At 62.7% G+C, this 19,854-nt stretch carries 16 protein-coding genes; 4 read left to right on the top strand and 12 right to left on the bottom strand.

Annotated features, from left to right (window positions below):
- Positions 1-78: 78 nt before the first annotated feature.
- Positions 79-1,548, bottom strand: a complete 1,470-nt coding sequence (locus tag ABIB54_RS16935; RefSeq protein ID WP_354576701.1) for a PIN domain-containing protein — start codon at positions 1,546-1,548, stop codon at positions 79-81.
- Positions 1,549-2,137: 589 nt separating this feature from the next.
- On the opposite strand from ABIB54_RS16935, the gene ABIB54_RS16940 reads away from it, so the two are divergent.
- From ABIB54_RS16940 to ABIB54_RS16950, 3 genes are all read left to right on the top strand, one after another.
- Complete coding sequence (locus ABIB54_RS16940) at positions 2,138-2,377, top strand: hypothetical protein (protein WP_354576702.1); 240 nt, start codon at positions 2,138-2,140, stop codon at positions 2,375-2,377.
- Between the two features lie 640 nt (positions 2,378-3,017).
- Positions 3,018-3,569 (top strand): HAD domain-containing protein, encoded by a 552-nt coding sequence (locus ABIB54_RS16945; protein ID WP_354576703.1) that lies wholly within the window; start codon positions 3,018-3,020, stop codon positions 3,567-3,569.
- Between the two features lie 76 nt (positions 3,570-3,645).
- Positions 3,646-3,870, top strand: coding sequence for a hypothetical protein (locus ABIB54_RS16950; protein ID WP_354576704.1), 225 nt, complete (start codon positions 3,646-3,648; stop codon positions 3,868-3,870).
- 411 nt (positions 3,871-4,281) lie between these two features.
- Here the strand turns inward: ABIB54_RS16950 and ABIB54_RS16955 are convergent, their stop codons facing one another.
- The 11 genes from ABIB54_RS16955 to ABIB54_RS17005 all read right to left on the bottom strand — a co-directional run bounded on the left by ABIB54_RS16955 (position 4,282) and on the right by ABIB54_RS17005 (position 17,565).
- Positions 4,282-4,848: a recombinase family protein gene (locus tag ABIB54_RS16955; RefSeq protein WP_354576705.1), complete on the bottom strand. Its 567-nt coding sequence runs from the start codon at positions 4,846-4,848 to the stop codon at positions 4,282-4,284.
- A 275-nt stretch (positions 4,849-5,123) separates the two neighbouring features.
- Positions 5,124-7,061: a hypothetical protein gene (locus ABIB54_RS16960; RefSeq protein ID WP_354576706.1), complete on the bottom strand. Its 1,938-nt coding sequence runs from the start codon at positions 7,059-7,061 to the stop codon at positions 5,124-5,126.
- 295 nt (positions 7,062-7,356) lie between these two features.
- Positions 7,357-9,570 (bottom strand): FtsK/SpoIIIE domain-containing protein, encoded by a 2,214-nt coding sequence (locus ABIB54_RS16965; RefSeq protein WP_354576707.1) that lies wholly within the window; start codon positions 9,568-9,570, stop codon positions 7,357-7,359.
- Positions 9,571-9,653: 83 nt separating this feature from the next.
- The gene (locus ABIB54_RS16970; protein ID WP_354576708.1) at positions 9,654-10,298 is read right to left on the bottom strand and encodes a hypothetical protein; all 645 of its coding nucleotides are present in this window, start codon (positions 10,296-10,298) and stop codon (positions 9,654-9,656) included.
- Positions 10,299-10,427: 129 nt separating this feature from the next.
- Entirely contained in the window at positions 10,428-10,904 is a 477-nt protein-coding gene (locus tag ABIB54_RS16975) for a hypothetical protein (RefSeq protein ID WP_354576709.1), read from the bottom strand.
- 53 nt (positions 10,905-10,957) lie between these two features.
- Entirely contained in the window at positions 10,958-11,428 is a 471-nt protein-coding gene (locus ABIB54_RS16980; protein ID WP_354576710.1) for a hypothetical protein, read from the bottom strand.
- A gap of 42 nt (positions 11,429-11,470) precedes the next feature.
- On the bottom strand, positions 11,471-11,917 hold the full coding sequence (locus tag ABIB54_RS16985) for a hypothetical protein (RefSeq protein ID WP_354576711.1): 447 nt from the start codon (positions 11,915-11,917) through the stop codon (positions 11,471-11,473).
- A gap of 33 nt (positions 11,918-11,950) precedes the next feature.
- Positions 11,951-12,277: a hypothetical protein gene (locus ABIB54_RS16990; RefSeq protein ID WP_354576712.1), complete on the bottom strand. Its 327-nt coding sequence runs from the start codon at positions 12,275-12,277 to the stop codon at positions 11,951-11,953.
- 54 nt (positions 12,278-12,331) lie between these two features.
- Positions 12,332-13,060 carry a sigma factor gene (locus tag ABIB54_RS16995; RefSeq protein WP_354576713.1) on the bottom strand — a complete coding sequence of 243 codons (729 nt, stop codon included), beginning with the start codon at positions 13,058-13,060 and terminating at the stop codon, positions 12,332-12,334.
- Between the two features lie 216 nt (positions 13,061-13,276).
- Positions 13,277-14,836, bottom strand: coding sequence for a DNA polymerase (locus ABIB54_RS17000; RefSeq protein ID WP_354576714.1), 1,560 nt, complete (start codon positions 14,834-14,836; stop codon positions 13,277-13,279).
- Positions 14,833-17,565, bottom strand: a complete 2,733-nt coding sequence (locus ABIB54_RS17005; protein WP_354576715.1) for a hypothetical protein — start codon at positions 17,563-17,565, stop codon at positions 14,833-14,835. The genes ABIB54_RS17000 and ABIB54_RS17005 overlap by 4 nt, the downstream gene beginning before the upstream one ends.
- Positions 17,566-17,824: 259 nt before the next feature.
- Here ABIB54_RS17005 and ABIB54_RS17010 point away from each other — a divergent pair, with 259 nt between their 5' ends.
- Positions 17,825-18,133, top strand: coding sequence for a hypothetical protein (locus ABIB54_RS17010; protein ID WP_354576716.1), 309 nt, complete (start codon positions 17,825-17,827; stop codon positions 18,131-18,133).
- The last annotated feature ends 1,721 nt before the right edge of the window (positions 18,134-19,854 follow it).

Genomic DNA, 19,854 nt, shown 5'->3' on the forward strand with positions numbered 1-19,854 from the left:
TGAGAGTTTCCTCGAAGGATCACACGGTGGCCGCGCCCACGTCGTCACCGACGCGGCAAGCCACCGTGAGTTACACCACTATGCGGGACGTGACCTGGCGATCAGCTGCTTCAGGGTCCAGGGCGGCTCAACGAAGCGATCCTGGCGAAAGAGTATTGCGAGCACCTCCTGCTGCCTTCCGTTGCCATCCTCACACAGGCGTGCGACTTCATCTGCGCTATAGACCGTGCGTCGACCAACGAAGGACACAATCCACCCGGGCGACGAAGACCTCGCAGTGGCCTCGACAACGCCGATGGCCTGTACTACACCTCCACCGCCTGGACCGGCAGACCGGTAGAAGAGAATGGTCGAACCCGGTGGCAATTCCTTGGTGTTTGCGTTCGACAGGTATGCCTTCCGTAGTGCGTTCCCGAAAGGCGCCGTGTCCGCGAGTAAACCACCCAGAGTCGTTTGTCCGTAAGGTCCAACGGATGGGGCGTCCGGAAACAGCCCCTCGTACCACCGGGGGATGATGGGCACGACGTACACGGCGGCGGTGCCCAATATTGCAGGTGGTCCGTGCAACACGTGATATTGAAGCGGGGTGTGCGCGTCAGATGTGTCCGCAACGAAGTGCTTCATGAAGATGTGTTCGTGCTCGTTTTTCGGGACAGCCCCAATGGGGACGAATCCAAATACGTGGAGAAAGTGGAGCAGCGACTGTTTTGATTCATCGTCGAGCACGGTGACGAATAGCTTGTCGACACGGTGGCGGTGAGCCCAGTTCAGGACGGTCTTCAGTAGTAGTTCGCCTAATTTCTCGCCTTCGGAACCGGCGTCTACCTTGAACGTCGAAAGCTTGGTTGCGCGATTGCCGGGGATAGTCGGGTGATCGTCGTCGAGCTTGACTATCGCGATGGCTCGATAGTGACCACGAGAGTCGACGACAACCCAGGTCCTCCGGCTCGTCTGCTGAGACGCAACCTTCCGAAGCCAGTCATCAAATTCCGGGTAGTCCTCGCGCAACGATTCAAAAATGGGCTGGGAAAGGTCGAGATTCGCAGCCTCGATCCGTTCGACTGATGGTGGGGTGGGCGGATCGGACGGGTGGAGTTGGTTAAGGAGATCGAGCGCCGCGTCTGCCGATATGACCTGATTTCCGAGACCGGCGCGCTCGGCACGCCTGCGCAGTTTCATATCTGCGGTCACAAGGTGGGTCGCGGCACCTGCGTAAACTGCAGCGAGCAATCTCAAGTCTCGGTAGTCGTTCGTACCGACCTTGCTCTGTCCCGCCAAGATTTCGAGTTGAGCAGGGATGTTAACCTCGATAATCTGCCCATACTTCTTCAGCGCAGCGAGATTTTGGTTGCGATGTCCATCATCGGCGGTTTCCAAAAGGTCGTCGCGGTTCGCAGGGTGCGCGACAATGCGGTGACCGTTTTCGTGGGCTGATGCGACAAACTGGGCGAGAGGGGCTTGTGAGAGTTCCATGGAACCGGCAAAGGGTTCCAGAGCGATGATGGCGTTCGTGTCGAGCAGAAAGGTCAGGTTCGGCCGATCGGGCATCTGTCCTCCCGCGCACAGTATGAACTTGACGCTATCGTCGCAAATCGCAAACATGAGCTATTGACACGCAGACGTGAGTGTCGAAAAATGCGCGGGGGACTGCTGCCGGCTTCGTTGACGTGCTGACTGCCCGATCACTCGTGCGAGGGCGTGGCACGGACCATCACTCCTTCCCTGCCACAACGTGCCTATGGCGACCCAATCCGTATCGAAGCGACTTAAGCGGACTGTCTGGACATGGGTTCTTGGTCTAGTTGGCTTGATTTCCTGGGCCAAGGCTGTCGGCAGTGTCGGCAAGGCGACTGCCGACTATGTAGCAGTCGACTGCGCCTGCCTCGGAGCGGCGGTCGGATTGTTTGTCTGCTCGCTTTGGAAGCGCTTCGCCTGGACCTCTGGCCGACTGAACGCCTCCGGAGGGGGCGGTCGCGTTGGATCGCCCATCGCCTCCAGCACGCAGCCGACAAGCCAGCGGCCAGGCAGGGCAGGCCGGTGGCTGTAAGCGCCCTATTGCGGTGTTGCGCCCGTGTCTGAAGCCGCTGCTAGCCTCGCCTCACCCGGCGATCGCAGCCGTCAATTGCTAGGAGCCCGCATGAAGCTGTTCCGCTACCGCCGGCCGTCTGTGAACCAGCTGCTCGGCGTCACCGCCGCGAAGCGTCGGGTCAAACGTGAGCTCGGCATCTCTCAGGTACAAGCTTGGACGAAGCCGTCTCGGGTGAAGCAGCGGCTCAAGCAGCGCGCCGGCCTATACTCGCCGGCAATGACGGTGATCCGGCAAACCGGGAAGGGGAAGCTGCCTAGCCTCCTCGGACTGTTCGGTCGAAAACGCTAACCACCGCGCTCACGCGCGCGCCTCTCCCCGCCCGCTCTGCGTCTCCGTCGAAACCCTCTTCGGCACGCCACACGCCCCTCCCCGCTCTCGCCGTGCCTCTCCAGCGCCAAGCTCGCGCAGCGTCCCCTGCACACACCTCCCGTCGCGTCCCGCAACCGGCGTGCCCCTGACGGGCGCTGCCGCGCATAGGGTTGTCATGAGACGCCCCACCACAGCCACCGCCCTCTACCTCACAGGCGCCCCGGGTACGACCTGGCGCGTCCAGACAGCCGACGGCGCCACCTACGAGGTTCAGTTCGCGGCCACCTCGCAGCCAACAATCGTTCGACGAGGCTCAGACGTTGCCTCCGACCGCCACCCGCGCCGCTTGGCAGCCCTCGAAGCGGTGCTTGGAGAACCCCTCAGATTCACAATCACAGGCCGCGAGCGGTTCGAGGCGGTTGTCACGGGCATCAGCAGGGTGCGCCCATACTGCGTTCGCTGCGGCGAGCGGCTCTTCGGGATTTGCACGCGATGCCTGGTGGATGCCTCACACCACTACGCGGAGACGAAATGGGTCGGAAAACCGCTGACGTGGAGGCGGCGAATGGTCAATCGGCTTGAGCCGCTGTTCCGGCTTCTTGACGGGCGTTGAGGCCCTGTGAGTACACACCCTCGTCCTCGCCTCTTTCTCGACCTCGACGGGGTGGTAAACGCGCCACATCCACCTTGGCTGGAGACCACCACCTTCACCGTGAGCGACCACCGCGGCGACCACCGCGGCGGGGGCTACGTCACCACCTACAGCATCACTGTCGCTCCGGCGATGGTCGCCGCCATCGACCAGTTGCGAGCCGACTTCGATCTGGAACTCGTGATTCTGAGCACCTGGCTGGAGAATCCGGAGATGATCGGCCAGCTGACGGAAGCCTTGGACGCGTTGCACCACCCCCGCCTGTTGACGATTCCCAAAAGGAAATTCGGTGGCTATCGGTCGAGCCTCTGGAAGAGGGAAGCGCTGATTGAGGACCTCGAAAATGACCCACCGTCAGCTTTCATCTGGGCTGATGACGATGAGACGCCCTTGCACGGGGATTTCGTACGGCAGGTCTACGACCTGCCCTCACTGATGCTCGGACCAGATCCGGAACATGGGATCACGCCAGGCGATCTGGTGACCATGCTGGATTTCTTGGAGCAACGCCGGCACTGAATGCTGCGCCCCCGTTTCGGGGGCACGATTCCGGCTGAGCGAATACCCGCCTGGTCTCGCCGCGCATAGCGACGTCATGGACAGCTACGGAATTCTCCTCTCCAGCGCCTCCGAGACAGCAGGCCCGCTCGTGAGCGGCAGTTACCCAACCCGGGCGGGCGCCGCGGCTCAGGCGGATGTGATCTGCCGCGCCCAGCCGGGTCTCGAATACGATGTCGTGGCGTGGGCGTCGGCGGGTGGGCTCTGGCGCTCGGGGACCGGAGAGACACCACGCGAAGTGATCGATCGGCGCTGGGCCTGAGCCGCGCCTACAGCCACGGGTCGCACCCATCCCGAACCTCCGAGAGGGCTTCGCCCCTCGGCGAGAGCAGAACGTACCCGACCCGCCTCCAAGGCTGCGCCCCTGCTTCCGCCCCGCAGGCGCGACGCTCGCCCGCGCCTTGAGCCGTAACGCCGACGGGGCGCCGGCTATCTGCCGGGCGGCGATACGAGCGCGGTGCGGGGGCAGGACGGGGCTTGGCGGGCGGATCGGGAAACGTCGCGATAGCGGCAGCTGCGCTGCGGAGACGCGATGGGGCTATCCGCCCGCATGAGGCGTGACGCTGGCTGGTCGACGACAGGGCGGTGCTGGTCGACGGCGGTGGGAGATGAGGTGGTGCCGGGGGTTGCGCGCGGGAGGGAGCGGGTGACTGAGGGACGAAGGAGGCCGCGGTCAGTCGGCGGCCAAGACTCGACGGACGGTCCGTTCGCTGACACCGAGGGCGTGGCCCACTTCGACCACGCTTGCGCCTGAGGCTCGCATCGACTTCGCTGTGCGAACCCCGAGGGGATCGAGAGAGGGCCTGCGGCCGAGCTGAACGCCGGAGCGCTTGGCTTGCTCCAGGCCAGAGAGTGTCCGTTCGCGAATGAGCGATCTCTCCAATTCGGCAACCGCGCCGAGGATTGACCACAAGAGGCGGGACGTCGGAGACCGGTTGTCGAAGTCGCCGAGGTTAAGCACCCGGACGACGACCCCGCGCTCGACGAGCTGGTCGACCGTACGCATGAGATCGGCGAGGCTGCGAGAGAGGCGGGAAAGCTCCACGACCACGAGCACGTCGCCTCCACGGAGGTGGCTCACGGCATCAGCGAAACCCGGGCGGGTTTCCGTTGCGCGGCCGCCGGAGAGCTGGTCAGTGAAGACCCGGGTGGCGCCTGCCTGGGTGCATTCGAAGATCTGGCGATCGAGCGATTGCGAGTCGCCGCGTGAAACGCGGGCGTAGCCGTAGACAACCGGCACAAAGGTCCCATAACCGGTTTCGCCCGGATCGTATTTTGACCGGGTTTGTGCCGGTGCGATCTCCCCGGATTCGCATGGCGGCCGGTCGGTTGACATTTGACAGGCATAACCGGCCGGTTCTGCCTGTATTTGCATAAGTCTCTTGTGCGCGGCAGATGGGGGTCGAAAGGCGCACTTTATGAGCTGAACTCACGTGTCTAGTCTGACGCTCAGCGGCGACCCACTCGATGCGCATCGTTATCGGCTGTTGAGCACTGCCAGGTTTCGCCAGGCGGTCAAGGCTTGAGTTCTTTCGATTCCGCCTCCAGTCCGTCAAGGAGGATGTCTACGATGCGCGTTCCCTGGAGTAGCGCCTCGTTCCGCCGGATGGCCTTCATTTCACGCTCCTTCAGGAGCGTTACGAACTCGGTGTTGTCGGTGAAAGCTCTCAGAGCTAGCCCTAGGGCGTCGCTGCTGATGTATCGAGAGATCTCCAACACACTTTCAAGCATCTCTGTCCTCACGGGGTTTCCGTGGGCAATCCCGTTGCGCACACGATGCCACCGCGCAGTGAGAATGTCCCAATCGTTGTAATAACCAGATCGGAGCGATAGGTATAGCTGGGCGCTGGTGATGCTTCTCAGCCTTGTCGTCACGTACGATCGCTCCGATTCGACAGGGCATAGGCGAATCAAATCGGCTTCATGTCGGAGGAGAGAGGAAAGCAACGATATTTCTGAGGTCGAGTTGAACAGTTCTCGGCGCAAATTCTCGACCTCAGCGGACCTTTGTGGGCCACCTCCTCCGTACAGACAGATCTGAGCTGCACGATTGACTTCAGCCCACCATCTTTCGTGCATCCATTCTCGCTCTATCGCAGATTCGAGAATCTTCCGCTCGACCCTCGCATGCATGGCAATGTAGTCGACAATTTGGTCCTGCAAGACGACGACTGTCCGGTCCTGCGCTTTCCCGGGAAGACCCAGCAAGGCTTCCCTGCTCCGCGTTGAGTCAGATTCCGTCGACGCGCGCACGGCCTCGATCAGGAGATCCGGCATCGTCCGTTTTGCCCAGGCTTCACCGATGTCCGGAGCGAAGTCGCGGATTGCGTCGGAGGTGATGTTCATCCCGCGATAGTCAGCGGAATCGGGCCCACGGACGGAGCTCCAAGACCAGCTAGAGCTTCCTCTCCCATCAAGAATTAAGGTTGCGTGGTCCCCGATTGGACGAAGCCCTCCGCTTCGCCAGATCACGAGATCAAGAAGTGCATCGGCTATTGCGATCGCGTCCTCTTTGGCTCCTCTGACAACACGTCGGCCGAGGTCAACACGGACGAGCAGCCCAACCTCTGGAGTGATCGTGCCGGTTTCGTAGGTGTATTTGTAAACTCCCGTCTGCGTGAGCAAACTCAGTTCATCTCGGTACTGAAAATTTTGCCCATCGTCGAGCGCTGCATTCGGGATGCTCCATCCCGCGTCCAGAAAAGTAACGTCCCCCGCCGAAACAGGGTTATTAACCCGGCCGTGCCGATACCCGAGCCAAACGACACAGCTGCCAGTTTTTGGCAACTCCGAAAGGAGCCCTTCTACCGCTTGTAGCCGGTCTGCAACGTCAAGTGGTTCCTTGAGATGCCGTTCGAGTGTGCCATTCTCCGAGCTAGTGATGTCCGTGCGTTCGTGTTCCATTTGAAGAAGCACTTGGACTATTCGTTTCAGGAGCACCCTGGCGTCATGACCGGCCACATCGAGTTGGGCTCGAAGCAGATCCACTATCGACCTCAGGTCTCGGGAGTCCGCAGTGCCTTGTCGCGCAAGACCGATCAGATCATTCCAGGTGGCGGTAATCGCCTTCGGGCTACACAATTTTCCAATGAGTTCCGTGCGCCTGGCTAAGGCTTCGGTTCGGGCTTCCGGCCGCGCTTTCTTATTTGCCGCGATCAGATTCGAAATGCCCAGCTTGTAGGTATGGAGCTCTGGAGCAAGAACCCTACGGAGGAGGGCTCCAACCGCGAGGTTGGCGAGATCCAAGTCTCGCTTTAGCGACTTGCGATTTTCTGCGCGATCCCATGACTCTTCGCCGGCGAATCGAATCCAGTTCGAAACTTCTGCGACCACCACAGGCAGAGGGACAGTCGAGATCAGACCTTCTACATCCCGAAGACAGGAAGCCAACGCGTGAATGAAGGGAGGGCTGTGATCGTCTTCGCCCTCTTGTACGTTGAAATCGCTGAGCATGACATGAGTATGACCCAGCTCAAGTGGCGAAAAGCCACGGGCGCCGTCGAATGGGACCGCTAATCTGGAACCTGACTTCGCCAGGTCGCGGCGGATCACGGTTCGCCATTGATGCGTCAGCAGTGCGGGGCAGGAGATGAGCCAGCCTGCGAAGCCACCAGGCTCGCAGTCCGGCGTGCCCGGCGTCGGGAGAGGTCGTTGCCGGGCGTTCCTGATCGAGCGGCTGTTCCGGGCACCACCCGGGCATCTCGATCAGGAAGCGCTGTGCCTTTCAAACCTGCGTCACATCGGCGGGTCAGGAAGGTGTCATCGCCCAGAGACTGTCGGGGACCGGGGGTGCGGGCAGGAGGGGGCGTACCGGCGCCGGCTCGGGGGCCACATCCAGCTCCGTCAGCTGGTCGATTCTGAACGAAAACTCGCTGAGATCGACAAAATCCGGCGTGACCGCAAAGGTCCGCTGTACGGGTGCTCGGAGCCTTCCCAGGGCTCGAACATCCACCTTGGGAAGCGGTGCGCTGATACGATCCGCGGCACCCCAGTGGTCATCGAGATACGCCGCACGGAACCGGCGCGGCTTGCCGGCCACTTCTTTGACAAGGCCGACGCCAGTGGCGAACGTCAAGAGCGTGGTGGGGTCGTCGATCTCCGGGAAGACCATCTTTGAGGTCTCGGAATCCTCCAGACGGAAGCTGATCCGAGTGGAGAGCTGCGACCGAATCGCTGTGGGCAGAATGGTCGAATCGGGGCGTTGCGCGATCAGAACAACTCGGACGCCGAATTTCGCGCCTTGGGAGACGACTGCCAAGAGCTCGGTCTGAAGATCCTTCGCGGCCAGTGCATCGGGGCTCCGCAAATAGTTGCTGGCCTCGTCAATCACGACCACGATCAACGGCTGTTCCTCAGTGAAGACGTCAATCTTGTCGCGACGCTGTTCTCGAAGGAGCGGCTTGCGGCGGTCCATCTCGGCGCGCACCCAGCGCAACATCTCGGTGACTGGCCCCGGGTGGACGTCGTTGGTTGCCCATGACACCAGATGCTCGAAGGGCGCAATCGTGGTGTCATTCGGATCAGCAACCAGAAGACGCGCCGCTGCGCCCATTCGGAGAACGTGGGTCAGAAGGGAGTAAGTAAGAACCGACTTGCCGGAACGCGTCGCGCCGGCCACCAGCAAGTGGGCGCTCCCTGCAAGGTCGATCGAGACAGGGTCGCCGTCCTCGTCGATTCCGAGCTCCCAAGGCGTGCTCGGGTCGATCATCGTGCTCGGGTCTACGGTGTAGGGAACGGTATCGGCGAGAGGATCAACGGTGCGCTCAAATCGCATTCGGCCGCTGACGACGTCGTCCTGGACCTTCCAATACGCACCCGTGATGGGAATCAACGCGCGAAGAGCTGTCAACCAGCGATCGATCCGATCTGCCGCTCTGAGATCTGCTGGATATCGGACAACGTCGACGGTGCCGGGCTGCCCGTCGAGAGTGTTAGGGACCACCACGATCTCGATGTCCCAGCATTCCAGCTGCAATAGCGCGGCGAGGCGATCGCGGAGCCCGAGCCGCAAAGTTGGCAGTTCCGCAACGAACGCGTCCCGGTTGAGCGGGTCCCACTCGCAGAGAACCTTCCCCTGAGCCCGTGCTTGGGCATCAATGAGGCCGGCGTTAACGGCACTCAAGACGCCTGGCGAAAGTTTCCATAGCTCATGGCCTACTGGCCGAGCAGCCGTCGGCTCCAGCTCAACAATCGCGGTCACCCGGTTCTCGCTCTCGCCAAGCGACATGCGGCGGTGCGACTCCTCTTCGTCGACGTGCGTGAGCACAATTTTCTGCGGGGTTGAATCGGGGTGCAGCTGATAGCCCGGCAGCTCTATCTTGAGCCGCTCGTTCGAAGTGGTGAGCTGGGAGCCAGCCCCCGCTGGGACGGGGGTGATCGTGATGATCCCGGCCTTGTCACGGTGGATGCCCGAGTGTTCGTTCCAGTCGGCCGTGGTGCCGCCGCCGAAGGTCTTCACTAGGGCGGGGATCAGTTCTGCTTTGAGTGCCCGCTGTTTGCCGGCACCAAAGGAGACCCCGGATGCGGTGAATGCGGCGTAGGTAATCCATCCGCCCACCGTCAAGATGGCGAGAAACGGGCGCTGATCTGTCAGGAAGCTTGAAATCGCGGGGGAGATGCTGCTGACGAAGCCAAGCCCGTAAGCCTCCACAAGTGGCAGAGCGACTCCTGCAGAAACCAGCGGGATCCAGAGATCGTCTATGGTCGCCCGGTAGGCCTTGAACGCCGCCGCCGCTTTCCAGTGCGAAATGTTGCCTGCGACTGCTGCGGCCGCGGCGATGCTCAGCAGGATTGTGATGACGCCGCCCCCGCCGAGGGCGCTCAGGTAGGCGAGCACGGCAAGGATGATCGTGCCGACAACCTTCGTAGCCCTCGTCCGGATTTCGGCAGTCTTGAACTCACCGGCCGTCAGAAGATGAAAGCCTCCGGTGCCGAGTCGAATCGCGCGCTTACGAGCCCCCATTGGAGCTCTCCTGTTCCTGCCTGGCCGGAGCCGGGGTCGGCTCCTCCGTCGGTGTGATTCTCTGCGTTGCGGCGGCGAGGCGCTTAGTCCTCATTCGCGGCACTCCTCTTCTTGGCGAGGCGCAGGATCCCAACCGCAGAGGCGGCGATGAGGGCTGCGAGTAAACCGAGCGCAAGCGTGATTGGGAGAGCCGGGGATAGGGGAGTGGTTTGCTCGGCGGGGGCGGTGGTCAAGACATGTGCGGGTTTCTTTGTCCCGGGTGGCTCAGGTGACTCGGTCTCGGCAGGCTTTGGCGCGGTCAGCCCCAGTGCTGCATACTCAGCGGGTTTGGCGTTCGAAGCGGTCAGGTATGCGCTCAGCGAGCTTGTCGATTCACCGACATGGACCAGGGTGTACGCGTCTGTCGTCCCCTTGTATGTGATCGAGAACTTGATCGCATAGGTAGGAGCAGCCTGGGCTTGCGCGCCTTGGCAGACGGCGACGGCAGTTCCGTTGTTCGCAGGCCCGAGCGAAATGTCGAGAGCGTTGCCAGAGCTGAGCTTCCAGTCAGTCGAGAACGCGGTCCAATCAATCGCCTGGCCGAAGGGCGCCAGCGCCAGGAGATAGCACGGGTGGCCGGGCTGGGAAAGATCGATCTGGGTCCCACCCTCGGTTGCGAAGGCTGGACCTGGGATGGCGAATGCGGCGATGAGCACGAGTGCGGTTGCCGTGAAGACTTGGCGATTCACGTGGTGCCTCTCTTTCGAACATGGTGTGCTGGCGGCTTTGACGGAGCGAACCAGTCGCCGTCACTCCTGTTGTGCGCGGCTTTGGCGAGAAGGGATTGCACCGGCATGTAGTGCGCCTTCTGCCGCACCTCATGCCGCCTCCCCGCCAACACCACGCAGCGGCACGAACCCCCACAACCAGCCGTCCACACGGGCCACGGCGTAGCGGTCGAAGCGCGCCCCGCTGGCGAACATCCGCCCCGCGTTATCAGCTTTGTCGCCAAAGGTCGTGAGCAGGTCGGAGTCGGACACTGGCTCTTCACTGCGGATTAGGAGGCGGTCTTCGGCGGTCCAGGATTCTCGGTCTAACCACGGAGGTAATGATTGATCAGGGTTGGGTTCTGGGAGATATGCGAAGGCGAACCTCTCTCGGAGGAGGAGCTCGATTAGCCAACCCGGCATCGGCTCGCTCTCGAACCGCACCGTAATGGTTTGGCCGGCGATGGTCGCCTCGCTGCCCCAGCTGGCGAGGGCAGCGATCTGTTGCAGATCAGCCAGCGAGGTATCGGCGGATGTATCGATCACGACAACGCTGCCGACGGCGCTGCTAGAGATGCTGAGGATCATGAGAGAGCTCGTTTCTGTGGAATCGGTTGGGTTGATGCGTTGCGGCTGCTGCGCTAGACGGCGTGGCGTTCAGCTGAGTCGTTGGCACGGTGAAGTCCGGCGAGCCAGACGACCCGCACGTGCTCGACTCCCGCGAGTCCAGCCAGTCGTCTCGCGACACGATGCGCGCGGTCCTGCTGGGCGAGGGGCGGCAACTCGAGCGTCTCATTCATAAGGAACGGGTTCGGGCTGTCTACTGCGGAGATCGCGGAGGCGAGCCACCGGGCTGGCCCGGATGCTAGTGGAATCTCAGGGATGTTCCAGTCCGGTCTGAAGCCGTAGACGCCCATGATCGAGCGCAGCGGGTCTCCCGCCCAGGACACCCTGCCGTCCGCGGCGAGGGAGATCGAGAGCTCCAGCCGCCGACGCGCGGCGGCCTGCTCGGGTGTTGGCTCGAAGCCGTCCAATTCCTCAATGCTGCCGGGCGCGATGAACGGTGGGCGGTGGTTCGAGGTTGGGGCCCCGTTAGAGATGGTCGGTTTCATGAGCTGCAGCTTTCTGTTCGGTGGAACTGAATGGGGGTCGTGCTAGATAGATTCGATGGTGACGAGGGAGGCATTGTGGGCTGCTAGCCAGGGGGCAACATAGGGAACGCCGGCGCTCTTCCAGGTGAAGGATTTCCACTCACCGGTCCTGCTGTGCCGACAGAACGCGCCCATGTCAAGGCCGACAAGCCGGATCTCGTGAAGGTCGGTGGGTTCAGTAAAACCCTCGCGGTGGACGAGCTCTGCGATCACCTGAGCGATCTCGTCGTCCGTTGCATCAGCCCCAACGGGGCCGATGTTAGCTCGGAACGCCGAGACTGTTTCGGGCGTGGGGACGAGGGTCCGGGATTTATATTCGTAGGTCAGAAACAGGTCGGTATTCGCCGCCGCTGCTGCTGCTTGGGCTCTGAGGCGGTCGCCGCGAGCCGCCGCCGTACCGACCTGGGGCTCGCGGGGGAGCGACTTTGGTGAGTGATAGTTCGCGGTCATGGGGCTTCCTTCTGGTCGTGGCTGGGGGAGGAACTACAGGGCGATGAGACGAGCGGGGGATGTTGCGGGGGGTTGGATGATGTCCCAGCCGAGGTCAGCGAGCATGGCTGTCGACTTACGGAACTCGGCAGCCGAGACCAATAGCGGAACCGCAAACACTTGGCCGCGGACCCGGTCGATCGTGACTTCCGTCAGGTCGAAGAACCAAGACAGTTCTGCGTGGACAGTTCGCGCTGTGCCGCTGGTCAGCCGGCCCCCGATGAAGACGAGGATCGACGTCCCCTCCGCTTCGAAGCGGATGGTGTGCCGGCGTTGGGTCCGGCTTCGGAGACCGATCTGAATGCTCCTCTTGATGTTCATGATCTTGATATGCCCGAGCCGTACCAGAATAGAAATGGGGCTGCCGGAGATTCTTTACGCAGCTGTGAGCGCGAGTTTGAGCTGCGCTGAGGCGCGCTTCCGGATGCCGTCGACCGCCTGCGGGCTTGCCCCGAGCGCGGCAGCGAGTTCCTGGCGGGTGAGGCAATCAGCGTCAGGGTCGACGTTCGCAAGGTTGCGCATGACGAAGCGCTGCGTTTCGGTGAGGCCAGCGAGGAGGTGCTCGACGTAGAGGCGGTCGTCGACTATCTCTGCTGTAGAGAATCCGCGCTGTGGGGTGAGGTCCCCAATGGTGGAAGTGCCGTCTTCACCTGCGGGCGCATCGAGCGGAGTGGCGGTCCTCCACGCGAACGCGGCCGCAGCGGCTTCAGCGGCGGCCCGCCCCTTGGCGCGGTCCTTGCGGGAGCTGACGGTGCCGCCGCTGCGGAGGTGGTACGCGGCCTGCTGGACGGCTTCGGGGATGACGACGGCCGCACCGCTCTTCGCGACCGACCGCGTGAGCGACTGCATGATTGGGCCGTAGACGTGACTGGAGAAGGCGCCGAGGGCTGGATTGAAGCTCTTTGACGCCGCGACGGCGGCGAGAAGGGCAACCTGGGCGAGGTCTTCTGTGGATACGCCCTGGTTACGGAACCCCTGAGCGAGCTTGTTCGCGAGGGGGCGGACGGAGTCGATGAGACGGTTGAGCTCGTTCGCGGCGGCGCGGTTGGCTTTGGCGGCCACGGTCTGCGCGAGACGTGATTCGGGCGTGGACTGGCTGTACATTTTGGTGGCCTCTCATGGCGGATAAGTTGGTGACTTACCTGAATGAGTGCGGCGAGGCCCGGATTCTCCGAACAATTTCTGCCCGATCAGACTCGACGGAGCTGATTGGCCCTACCGGCAATGGGATGCCCCGTAAAAGGGCGCAAAACAGCGGAATGCGTTGTCAGAACCCAAAAAATCAACTGATATACGCGTGGAGAAAAGAGCCGGTCCGGGCTATATTCCCCAGCGCGGCCCTAAAATCTTGGTCTCGCCACCGATCAGCAGATCGTTGAGCACGGAGCTCATCGCTTCCTGCATTACCGCGGCGACCTGAAACACATCCGCGGTAGGGACTTCCAAGATGACCTCATCATGCACCAAGAGGGCGAGACTGGTGCCGGAGCCCAGGGCCTCTATAAGCCGGCTGACACCGCCATAAAACACATCGCTCGCGGTCCCTTGAAGCACGGTGTTGAGCATTTGGTACGACCCCTTGCGGGGCAACGGCAGCGGCCGACCAGCCGGGGTGAACAGCTGCGTCTTATCGTCGGCAGCCTTGCGGCACGCCAGAGAGAACTCCGAGAGCTGTGGGTACGCGCGCCAGATCGCATCAATGATCGTCTGGGCCTGGGCTTTCGGGATTGCCAGTCGCGCGCTCAGCCCCCCAGCTCCGGTGCCGTACAGAATGCTTAGGAGGCTGATCTTGGCCTCAGACCGAGCATCTGGGTCGGTGCGGGCGCCTTCACCCTGAATGGCGACCGCGAGCTCCACGTAGACATCGCTGCTCGTGAGCGCCCAGGTCATCGCCGTGTCCCCTGAGAGAGCCGCGCCGACCGAGGGCTCCACACGGTCAAGGTCGAGGCTGAGGAACGTCATCCCTTCATCTGCGAGGATGATCCCGCGGTGGACACGGGCCAGCGCGGTCAGATTTGGGGAGGTCATCTTTCCACGACCCGTTCGAGCCCCGCGAATGATGATGCGGGAGAAGACGCGGTCACCAACGAGGCCCTTATGAATCTGATCCAGAGAGAGACGCGCCGACCGACGGCTCGCCGCGGCGCGAAACCGCTTCCACGCGTACCGCGCCTCGGGCGAGTCTGGAATGTCAACACGATCGAAATCATCCCGGCTGAGGCTTGGCTTACCGTCGGGATCAGTGAGGGTGATCCCGAACCGGGCCAGCCATGCGGTTGCCGCGGCTTTGTCCTTCTCGCTATAGGTGGCGGTCAAGTCGACGCCGTCCTCACGAGTGGCCTCAACAGTCGCGGCGCGGTTTGCAGTGCGCTCCTCGTTCAGCCGGACGACGTCAACCCGCCAGCCCTTCGCTTGGCGCTCTCGGACCGCCTGCTCCAAGGCGACACTCGGCATCGTCGCCGCGCGAACGGATGGCAACGTTTCGACAGCCGCCGCGCTCATCGAACGTGCTACCGACAGCGCGGCGCGGTCGGCCCCTCTTGGTCGGACGATGGGCTCCTCACCTGGTTTGGCGACGGCGTATGCGGTCGAGGCGTCGTAGATCCAGCTGAACTCCGAGACCGGGATTGACAGCGACTTCGCGATCGCCAGTACCGTGACCACCGCGGTGTCGACCCAGACCTTCCGCCCAGAGTGGGCGAGCGCTGCGACAGCGGCGCGGGCGATCTGATCGTTGTCGAGCACGATCGTCCAAGCCTTCTCGATGTCCGCGACGGCGAATGAGGTGGCGGCGGCGTTGGTCGCCAACCCCAGGGGGCGCTTAGCCAGAAGCCACTCCCTGAACGCAGGGAGGGTGTCCTGGTCGACGATGGTGGTCATTCGAATACAAACTCCGAGCCGGGGGCCGGGGCAGGTTCGGCGGCGCTCGGCCGGGTGATGGGCCTGCCGTCTGTGTCGAGCTTCTCAAAACGCCATTTCCTCGACCGCTTTGATTTCTCGCTCTGAGCGACGACCTGCACTCGGAAGATGTCCCCTTCGTAGGGGATGGACGTTCCTCGCAATGATCTGAAGTGCTTGCCATAAGCGCGGTTTGCGACCTCGCCCGACTCGAAGTGAAGCCCGCGGAGGTCGTCGGGAAGGAAGACCGACTCGCCGCCCTTGGCGGCTGGGAGTGTAGCGATTGTCCGGAAGTGCCCAATGTCGAACGGCTCACCCTGGGTTGCTTCGTAAAGTGCGTGCCAAAGCTCACCGTTGTCTTCTGAGAGGGTGTCTGTTGCATCTACGGAGGCAAGCCATGTGGACATCGCAAGGGTGTGGGCGTCTACACCGGAGGCTGTCTTCAGGTGACTCATGGCGCCGAGGATGACAGCTGCCCAGTCGTGGGTGAAGGAGTACGGCGGGATCGAATGGGCGGGCCCCTGCTGCATGCCGTAGAGGACGATCGTGTGCACGGCGCTGATGAGGGCAGGCCTGTTCTCGACGATGTAATGGATGAGGTTCTTGTGACGGAACCCGTCACGCATGAGCACGGAGCCCTTACCCTCCCACTGGAAAGCGCAAGTGATGAAGCGTCGGCCTGCGTCTCCTTCGAGGTAGACGTTGTTGCCTGCTGCAGTGGGGATTACCCCTGAAACTGGGATCGCCACGGACTGACCGAGCTTTCGCACAACGAACTCACCGTCGACTGAGGTGGTCGCCTTCGTTATAGTGTCGCCGCCGAGCCCTGAGCCTCGTTTGACCTCATCGCAGTGGAGAAAACGCCCGTGCGAGAACGCCAACGTAGCGAGGGCTTTCTCCGTCTCAATGTCAGCTGCTTCCGCCGACCGGAACGACTGGCACCCCGGGTGGCCCTGCGCCAACACTCGCCCTGAGAGTAAGAACAGCGACTTTCCTGTGCCCCGGTTGGTGGCCGTCGCTAGCCAGCCGGGAGACCCCGTGATCGCGGAGCGGCACACTGCTGTGAGGAGAAATGCCATGTGGCGCGCGCGGTCAACCGGCGTTGCGTGACAGAAGGAGTCGATGAGTTCAAGGTCGAGGAACTCGTAGGCAGCCTGAGCTTCGGCGAGGGTGGGGCGCGCGGGCGTTGAGTACTCTGCAGCCCACTTCTTCCGCTCACGAAGGGGGATGGCCACGATGGCGCGCGCGGCGCGATCGTATCCGGGCGCCGATGCGATGGCCCCCGCACCCGTCAGAATCGGTTCGGTGGCCAGGTGTTCAACCGGAGGGAGCACAGCGGAACTGCCGAGCGCGCTGAGCACTCCCATGACAATGGCTGGCGGTATCGCGTGGCGGTAGGTGACCTTCTTGGTTCCGTCCTTGTTCTCATGGGTGGCTACGAGTTGGGCGACGGTGAGAAGGAGGGTCGACGCGTTCCTGTCGTCCCAGGTCTTGACGATGCCGGACGGCAAGAGACTGAGGAGATCGACATGAACTCCGCCTACCTGATAGCTGAAGCACAGAGGCATGGACACGTCGTTCGCACTCCTCGCGGCTCTCACGGCCTCAGTGAAAGCCCGAATGATCAAGTCGGTCGGTTGGTTCTCCTCCACGAGCACCCGTTCGCCGCGAGCGGCCAGATACTCAATTGACAGGTGGACATGGCCTTCACTAACGAGCCACTCGGCGGTAGCTTCGGCTGACCCTCCATGACGCGTGTTCTGGGCGATGATGTCGAAGGCACGGAACGTCTCCGGGTTGGCCCCCGGGTTGGCGATGAAGGTCGCCGTCGAATGAAGGAGCTCCCCGCTGCGCTCCGGCGCCGCGTCGCGGTCATCTGCCGCTTCCACTGGGGGGAGGGTGAACACGGTGCGGAATCCGTCCGATTCGCCCTCGACCCAGCCGTTCTCCGTGAGTGCTCGGGCGACGTCTGCCGTTGGCGTCTGGCGGTTGATCATGTCTCTGACCGCGTTGACCTGGGTCGTGTGGGACCGGACATCGTGGATGCCTTTGGCGTGACGGTCACGCGAGTCAGAGAGCTCGTCGACGATGGTGCTCAGGCCCAAGAGCTCGAACGCAGTGATAGGAGTGAGCTCGCCGCGGGTCCCGGCGATGACGGCGATGTGCTTGGACGACCCCGCCGTCGTTGGGCTCGGAGAAGTCATGACCGAGGCGCCGAAGCGGATTGCCGCGGAGATCTCACCCGCCTGGGTGGCTGTCCGTGACGGGAGGGAAAGGATGAGTTCGCGGAAGACCTCATCGGAGGCACACCCCACTGCCACCCAGTACTGCGTTGCGCCCCGCCCTGTGTCTTCCGACCATCCTCGGCCAAGACGCTGGAGAAGCGGTTCGCACGATGCGCGCTCGACCGCCTGGCGAAGTGCGTCCCCAGCCGTATGGGCACCATCAATGGGAAGCTCGACAACCAGTGGATACAGCGCGCCGGACGGGGTAGACGTCTTACCGCCGATTCCGAGGCGGATAGGGATGCTCCGTGCAGAGCCGGCTTCGAGGTCTTGCCGGGTTACACGCGCAGGTACCGGGAGTGGGGTGCCTTCCAGATCAGTGGAAGCTGCCACGGTTAGGCCTGCGTCCGTTAGATCACGGTGGGCTTTCATCAGCTCGCCGCGGAAGAGGTCCTCTGCTGCTGTCGGTGTCGTTTGGTTGGTCATGATTTCTATATGCCCTGACTGGCTCGAAAAAAAACGGTTGGTGGTGTTGGAATTCTGTTGAGGGTCAGTGAAGAGGGCTCGTGAGGGTCATGAGGGTCGGTTTTGAGCGCAGTGACGCTGGAGATAACAGGGATAGAAGAAGAGTTTTCAAGAGATCTAGTTCAAAAACGACCCTCACGACCCTCATGACCCTCATTGAGAACCCCGAAATCAAGCACAATCATCAATCGTTAGAACATATATTCGATAATGTGGCTGTATGGGATCCAACCGGCGCTACCCAGGGGCACTCGCCCGCGAGATTGAGGAAGCGGCAGTCCGCAGCCGCCCGGTTGGCCTGTCGCCAGAAGAGCTCGACGAAGAACACTTCCCAATCACACGCGGTATCTCTGTGCCCGTGCAAGCCTGGATTAGGTTCCACGCGGACGCTTTGATCAGGCCCGACTGCGAGGCGGTCGCGTACAACACCCGAGCAGTTCAGGTCCGCTGGCGTGATCGGCAAGGTCACGAGATCAACGTCTGGCTGCCCGCATCGATGGTCGACCGCCGCGATGTCCCCGATGGTTAGGAACTGTCGTGCCGTAGTTCGAATTCGAAACTCATTGTGTGCTCCCCTAGTTGATGTCTCCTCAGTACAGCGCACGGTGGAACGTTCGGTATACCACAGCGCCTTCTGCCAGTCCTGTCACAATTCGGGCGCAAGTCGTTGCGAGCCCGCCAAGGCCAATGATCTCGGGCCGGAGAGGGTCGCCCCGCCCAGGGTCGGTCTGGCTTCGAAGTGTGAAAAGCCCCCATCACTGGGGGTGCTGGTCCCATAAGAACCGCTGGCCTCCTCCGCGCCCCCACTGCAGCCAGGGCCAAAACGGACTACCTGCTCCCCGTTCCGCACGCAATGTCCCCTCCCGGCTACGCCGGCGCCTCCGTCACGTCCTCGTCCCGAGCATCTACGCCCACCAGCTGCGTCAGCGGTTGCACTGCGGGCGTGCCGTCGCGCCTGGGCAGGCGAAGCCGTAGCCGGGGGGGCAGTTGCGGCCAGCCGATCGCAGCGTTGACGGCGATAGCACGCGATGTCGGGATACTCCAGACGCATGTGAGGGCCAGAGACCGTCCTCCCGACGACCCGTAATGCCAGCGCCTTCCCCCGCAAGCGACACATCCTCAGTAGGCTGCGAGTCATGCATGAATCGATGGTGAATGCAACGGGGCAGGGGAAGTGTCCACGGTGCGGGTCGAGCGATGCGTCGACCCTCAAGATGATCGTCGCAAACGGCACCTCCCACGGCACCTCCCGCGGCACGGCCACCGGCTGGGTAGACGGCGTGGGGAACCAGCCCAGCCACACGGCGAGGCGACTTTCTCAACCTCCCAGCGCACGACCACCCTGACGGCGGCGGCAAAAGAAGCATCCCCACCTAGTAAGCGGTGGAATGGGATCGCACTGATCATCATCGGACTCGCCGTCGGCGGGTTCGGCGGCTGGATAGGGCACGTCCTCGCAGTGGACAACATCGGCACCGCGCCGCTGAATATCGGCATCGCGGCAGTCGTCGGCGCCATTCTCGTTCTACTGGGAACCGTGCTCACCACCCGCGACGCTACCTATAACAGCCATGAGTTCCCCAGTGCCCTCGCAAGGTGGGCACGATCCTGGCGCTGTAACCGGTGCTGGACAGTGTTCGAGGTCTAGCCCGGCCTCCAGCCGGCGCCGACGACAAGCTCCACCCCGCCGCGCGTCGCGATCCAAACAGCAGCTGCCGTCCCCCCAGGCACCGAACCGACACCCGGCCTCCATCGCCTGTCGTCAGCCAGCAGCACCCGGCTGAAGATCTCCCCACCACCGGCGCCTCCGTCGCGAACCCACCACGCCATCACCAAAGCCCTCCCGGCTCCGCCGGCGCCATCCCCATGTCGCTCCGGCCACCCCCAGGTCTCGTCGCGCTGTCGGGCTGGGTGCGAGCCGGGACGCTCGCGCTTGCGCGGGTCAGCATCCACCCCGCGATCGTACGGACCGCGGAGGCGACAGCGTCCCGGCTGCGGAACGGGTGCAGGCAGAGACGCTCGCGACGAAGGAGCGGGCAGAAGACGGTCCAGCAAGCACCCCGCCACACCGAAGGCGGAACCGGTGGGTCATCGCCCAGATTGCCGGAAGACGCGCCTGGGCAGGCGAAGACGGAGGGGCAGTATTCGGACGGCAGGTTGCGTCCCCGGGAGTGGTGTGGTTTTCGGGGTTTCGAGCGTTGGATGGTCGACGTGAAGAGCCACCGTGGGATGGTCAGTGAGTAACGACTA

The sequence above is a fragment of the Frigoribacterium sp. UYMn621 genome (genome assembly GCF_040549525.1).
In the GTDB taxonomy this organism is placed as follows: Bacteria; Actinomycetota; Actinomycetes; order Actinomycetales; family Microbacteriaceae; genus Lacisediminihabitans.

Coding starts and splice junctions, on each gene's coding strand:
- ABIB54_RS16975 (WP_354576709.1), bottom strand. CDS start 10,904: ATGATCCTCAGCATCTCTAGCAGCGCCGTCGGCAGCGTTGTCGTGATC.
- ABIB54_RS16960 (WP_354576706.1), bottom strand. CDS start 7,061: ATGCTCAGCGATTTCAACGTACAAGAGGGCGAAGACGATCACAGCCCT.
- ABIB54_RS17000 (WP_354576714.1), bottom strand. CDS start 14,836: ATGACCACCATCGTCGACCAGGACACCCTCCCTGCGTTCAGGGAGTGG.
- ABIB54_RS16995 (WP_354576713.1), bottom strand. CDS start 13,060: ATGTACAGCCAGTCCACGCCCGAATCACGTCTCGCGCAGACCGTGGCC.
- ABIB54_RS16990 (WP_354576712.1), bottom strand. CDS start 12,277: ATGAACATCAAGAGGAGCATTCAGATCGGTCTCCGAAGCCGGACCCAA.
- ABIB54_RS16985 (WP_354576711.1), bottom strand. CDS start 11,917: ATGACCGCGAACTATCACTCACCAAAGTCGCTCCCCCGCGAGCCCCAG.
- ABIB54_RS16935 (WP_354576701.1), bottom strand. CDS start 1,548: ATGCCCGATCGGCCGAACCTGACCTTTCTGCTCGACACGAACGCCATC.
- ABIB54_RS17010 (WP_354576716.1), top strand. CDS start 17,825: ATGGGATCCAACCGGCGCTACCCAGGGGCACTCGCCCGCGAGATTGAG.
- ABIB54_RS16940 (WP_354576702.1), top strand. CDS start 2,138: ATGAAGCTGTTCCGCTACCGCCGGCCGTCTGTGAACCAGCTGCTCGGC.
- ABIB54_RS16950 (WP_354576704.1), top strand. CDS start 3,646: ATGGACAGCTACGGAATTCTCCTCTCCAGCGCCTCCGAGACAGCAGGC.
- ABIB54_RS17005 (WP_354576715.1), bottom strand. CDS start 17,565: ATGACCAACCAAACGACACCGACAGCAGCAGAGGACCTCTTCCGCGGC.
- ABIB54_RS16965 (WP_354576707.1), bottom strand. CDS start 9,570: ATGGGGGCTCGTAAGCGCGCGATTCGACTCGGCACCGGAGGCTTTCAT.
- ABIB54_RS16980 (WP_354576710.1), bottom strand. CDS start 11,428: ATGAAACCGACCATCTCTAACGGGGCCCCAACCTCGAACCACCGCCCA.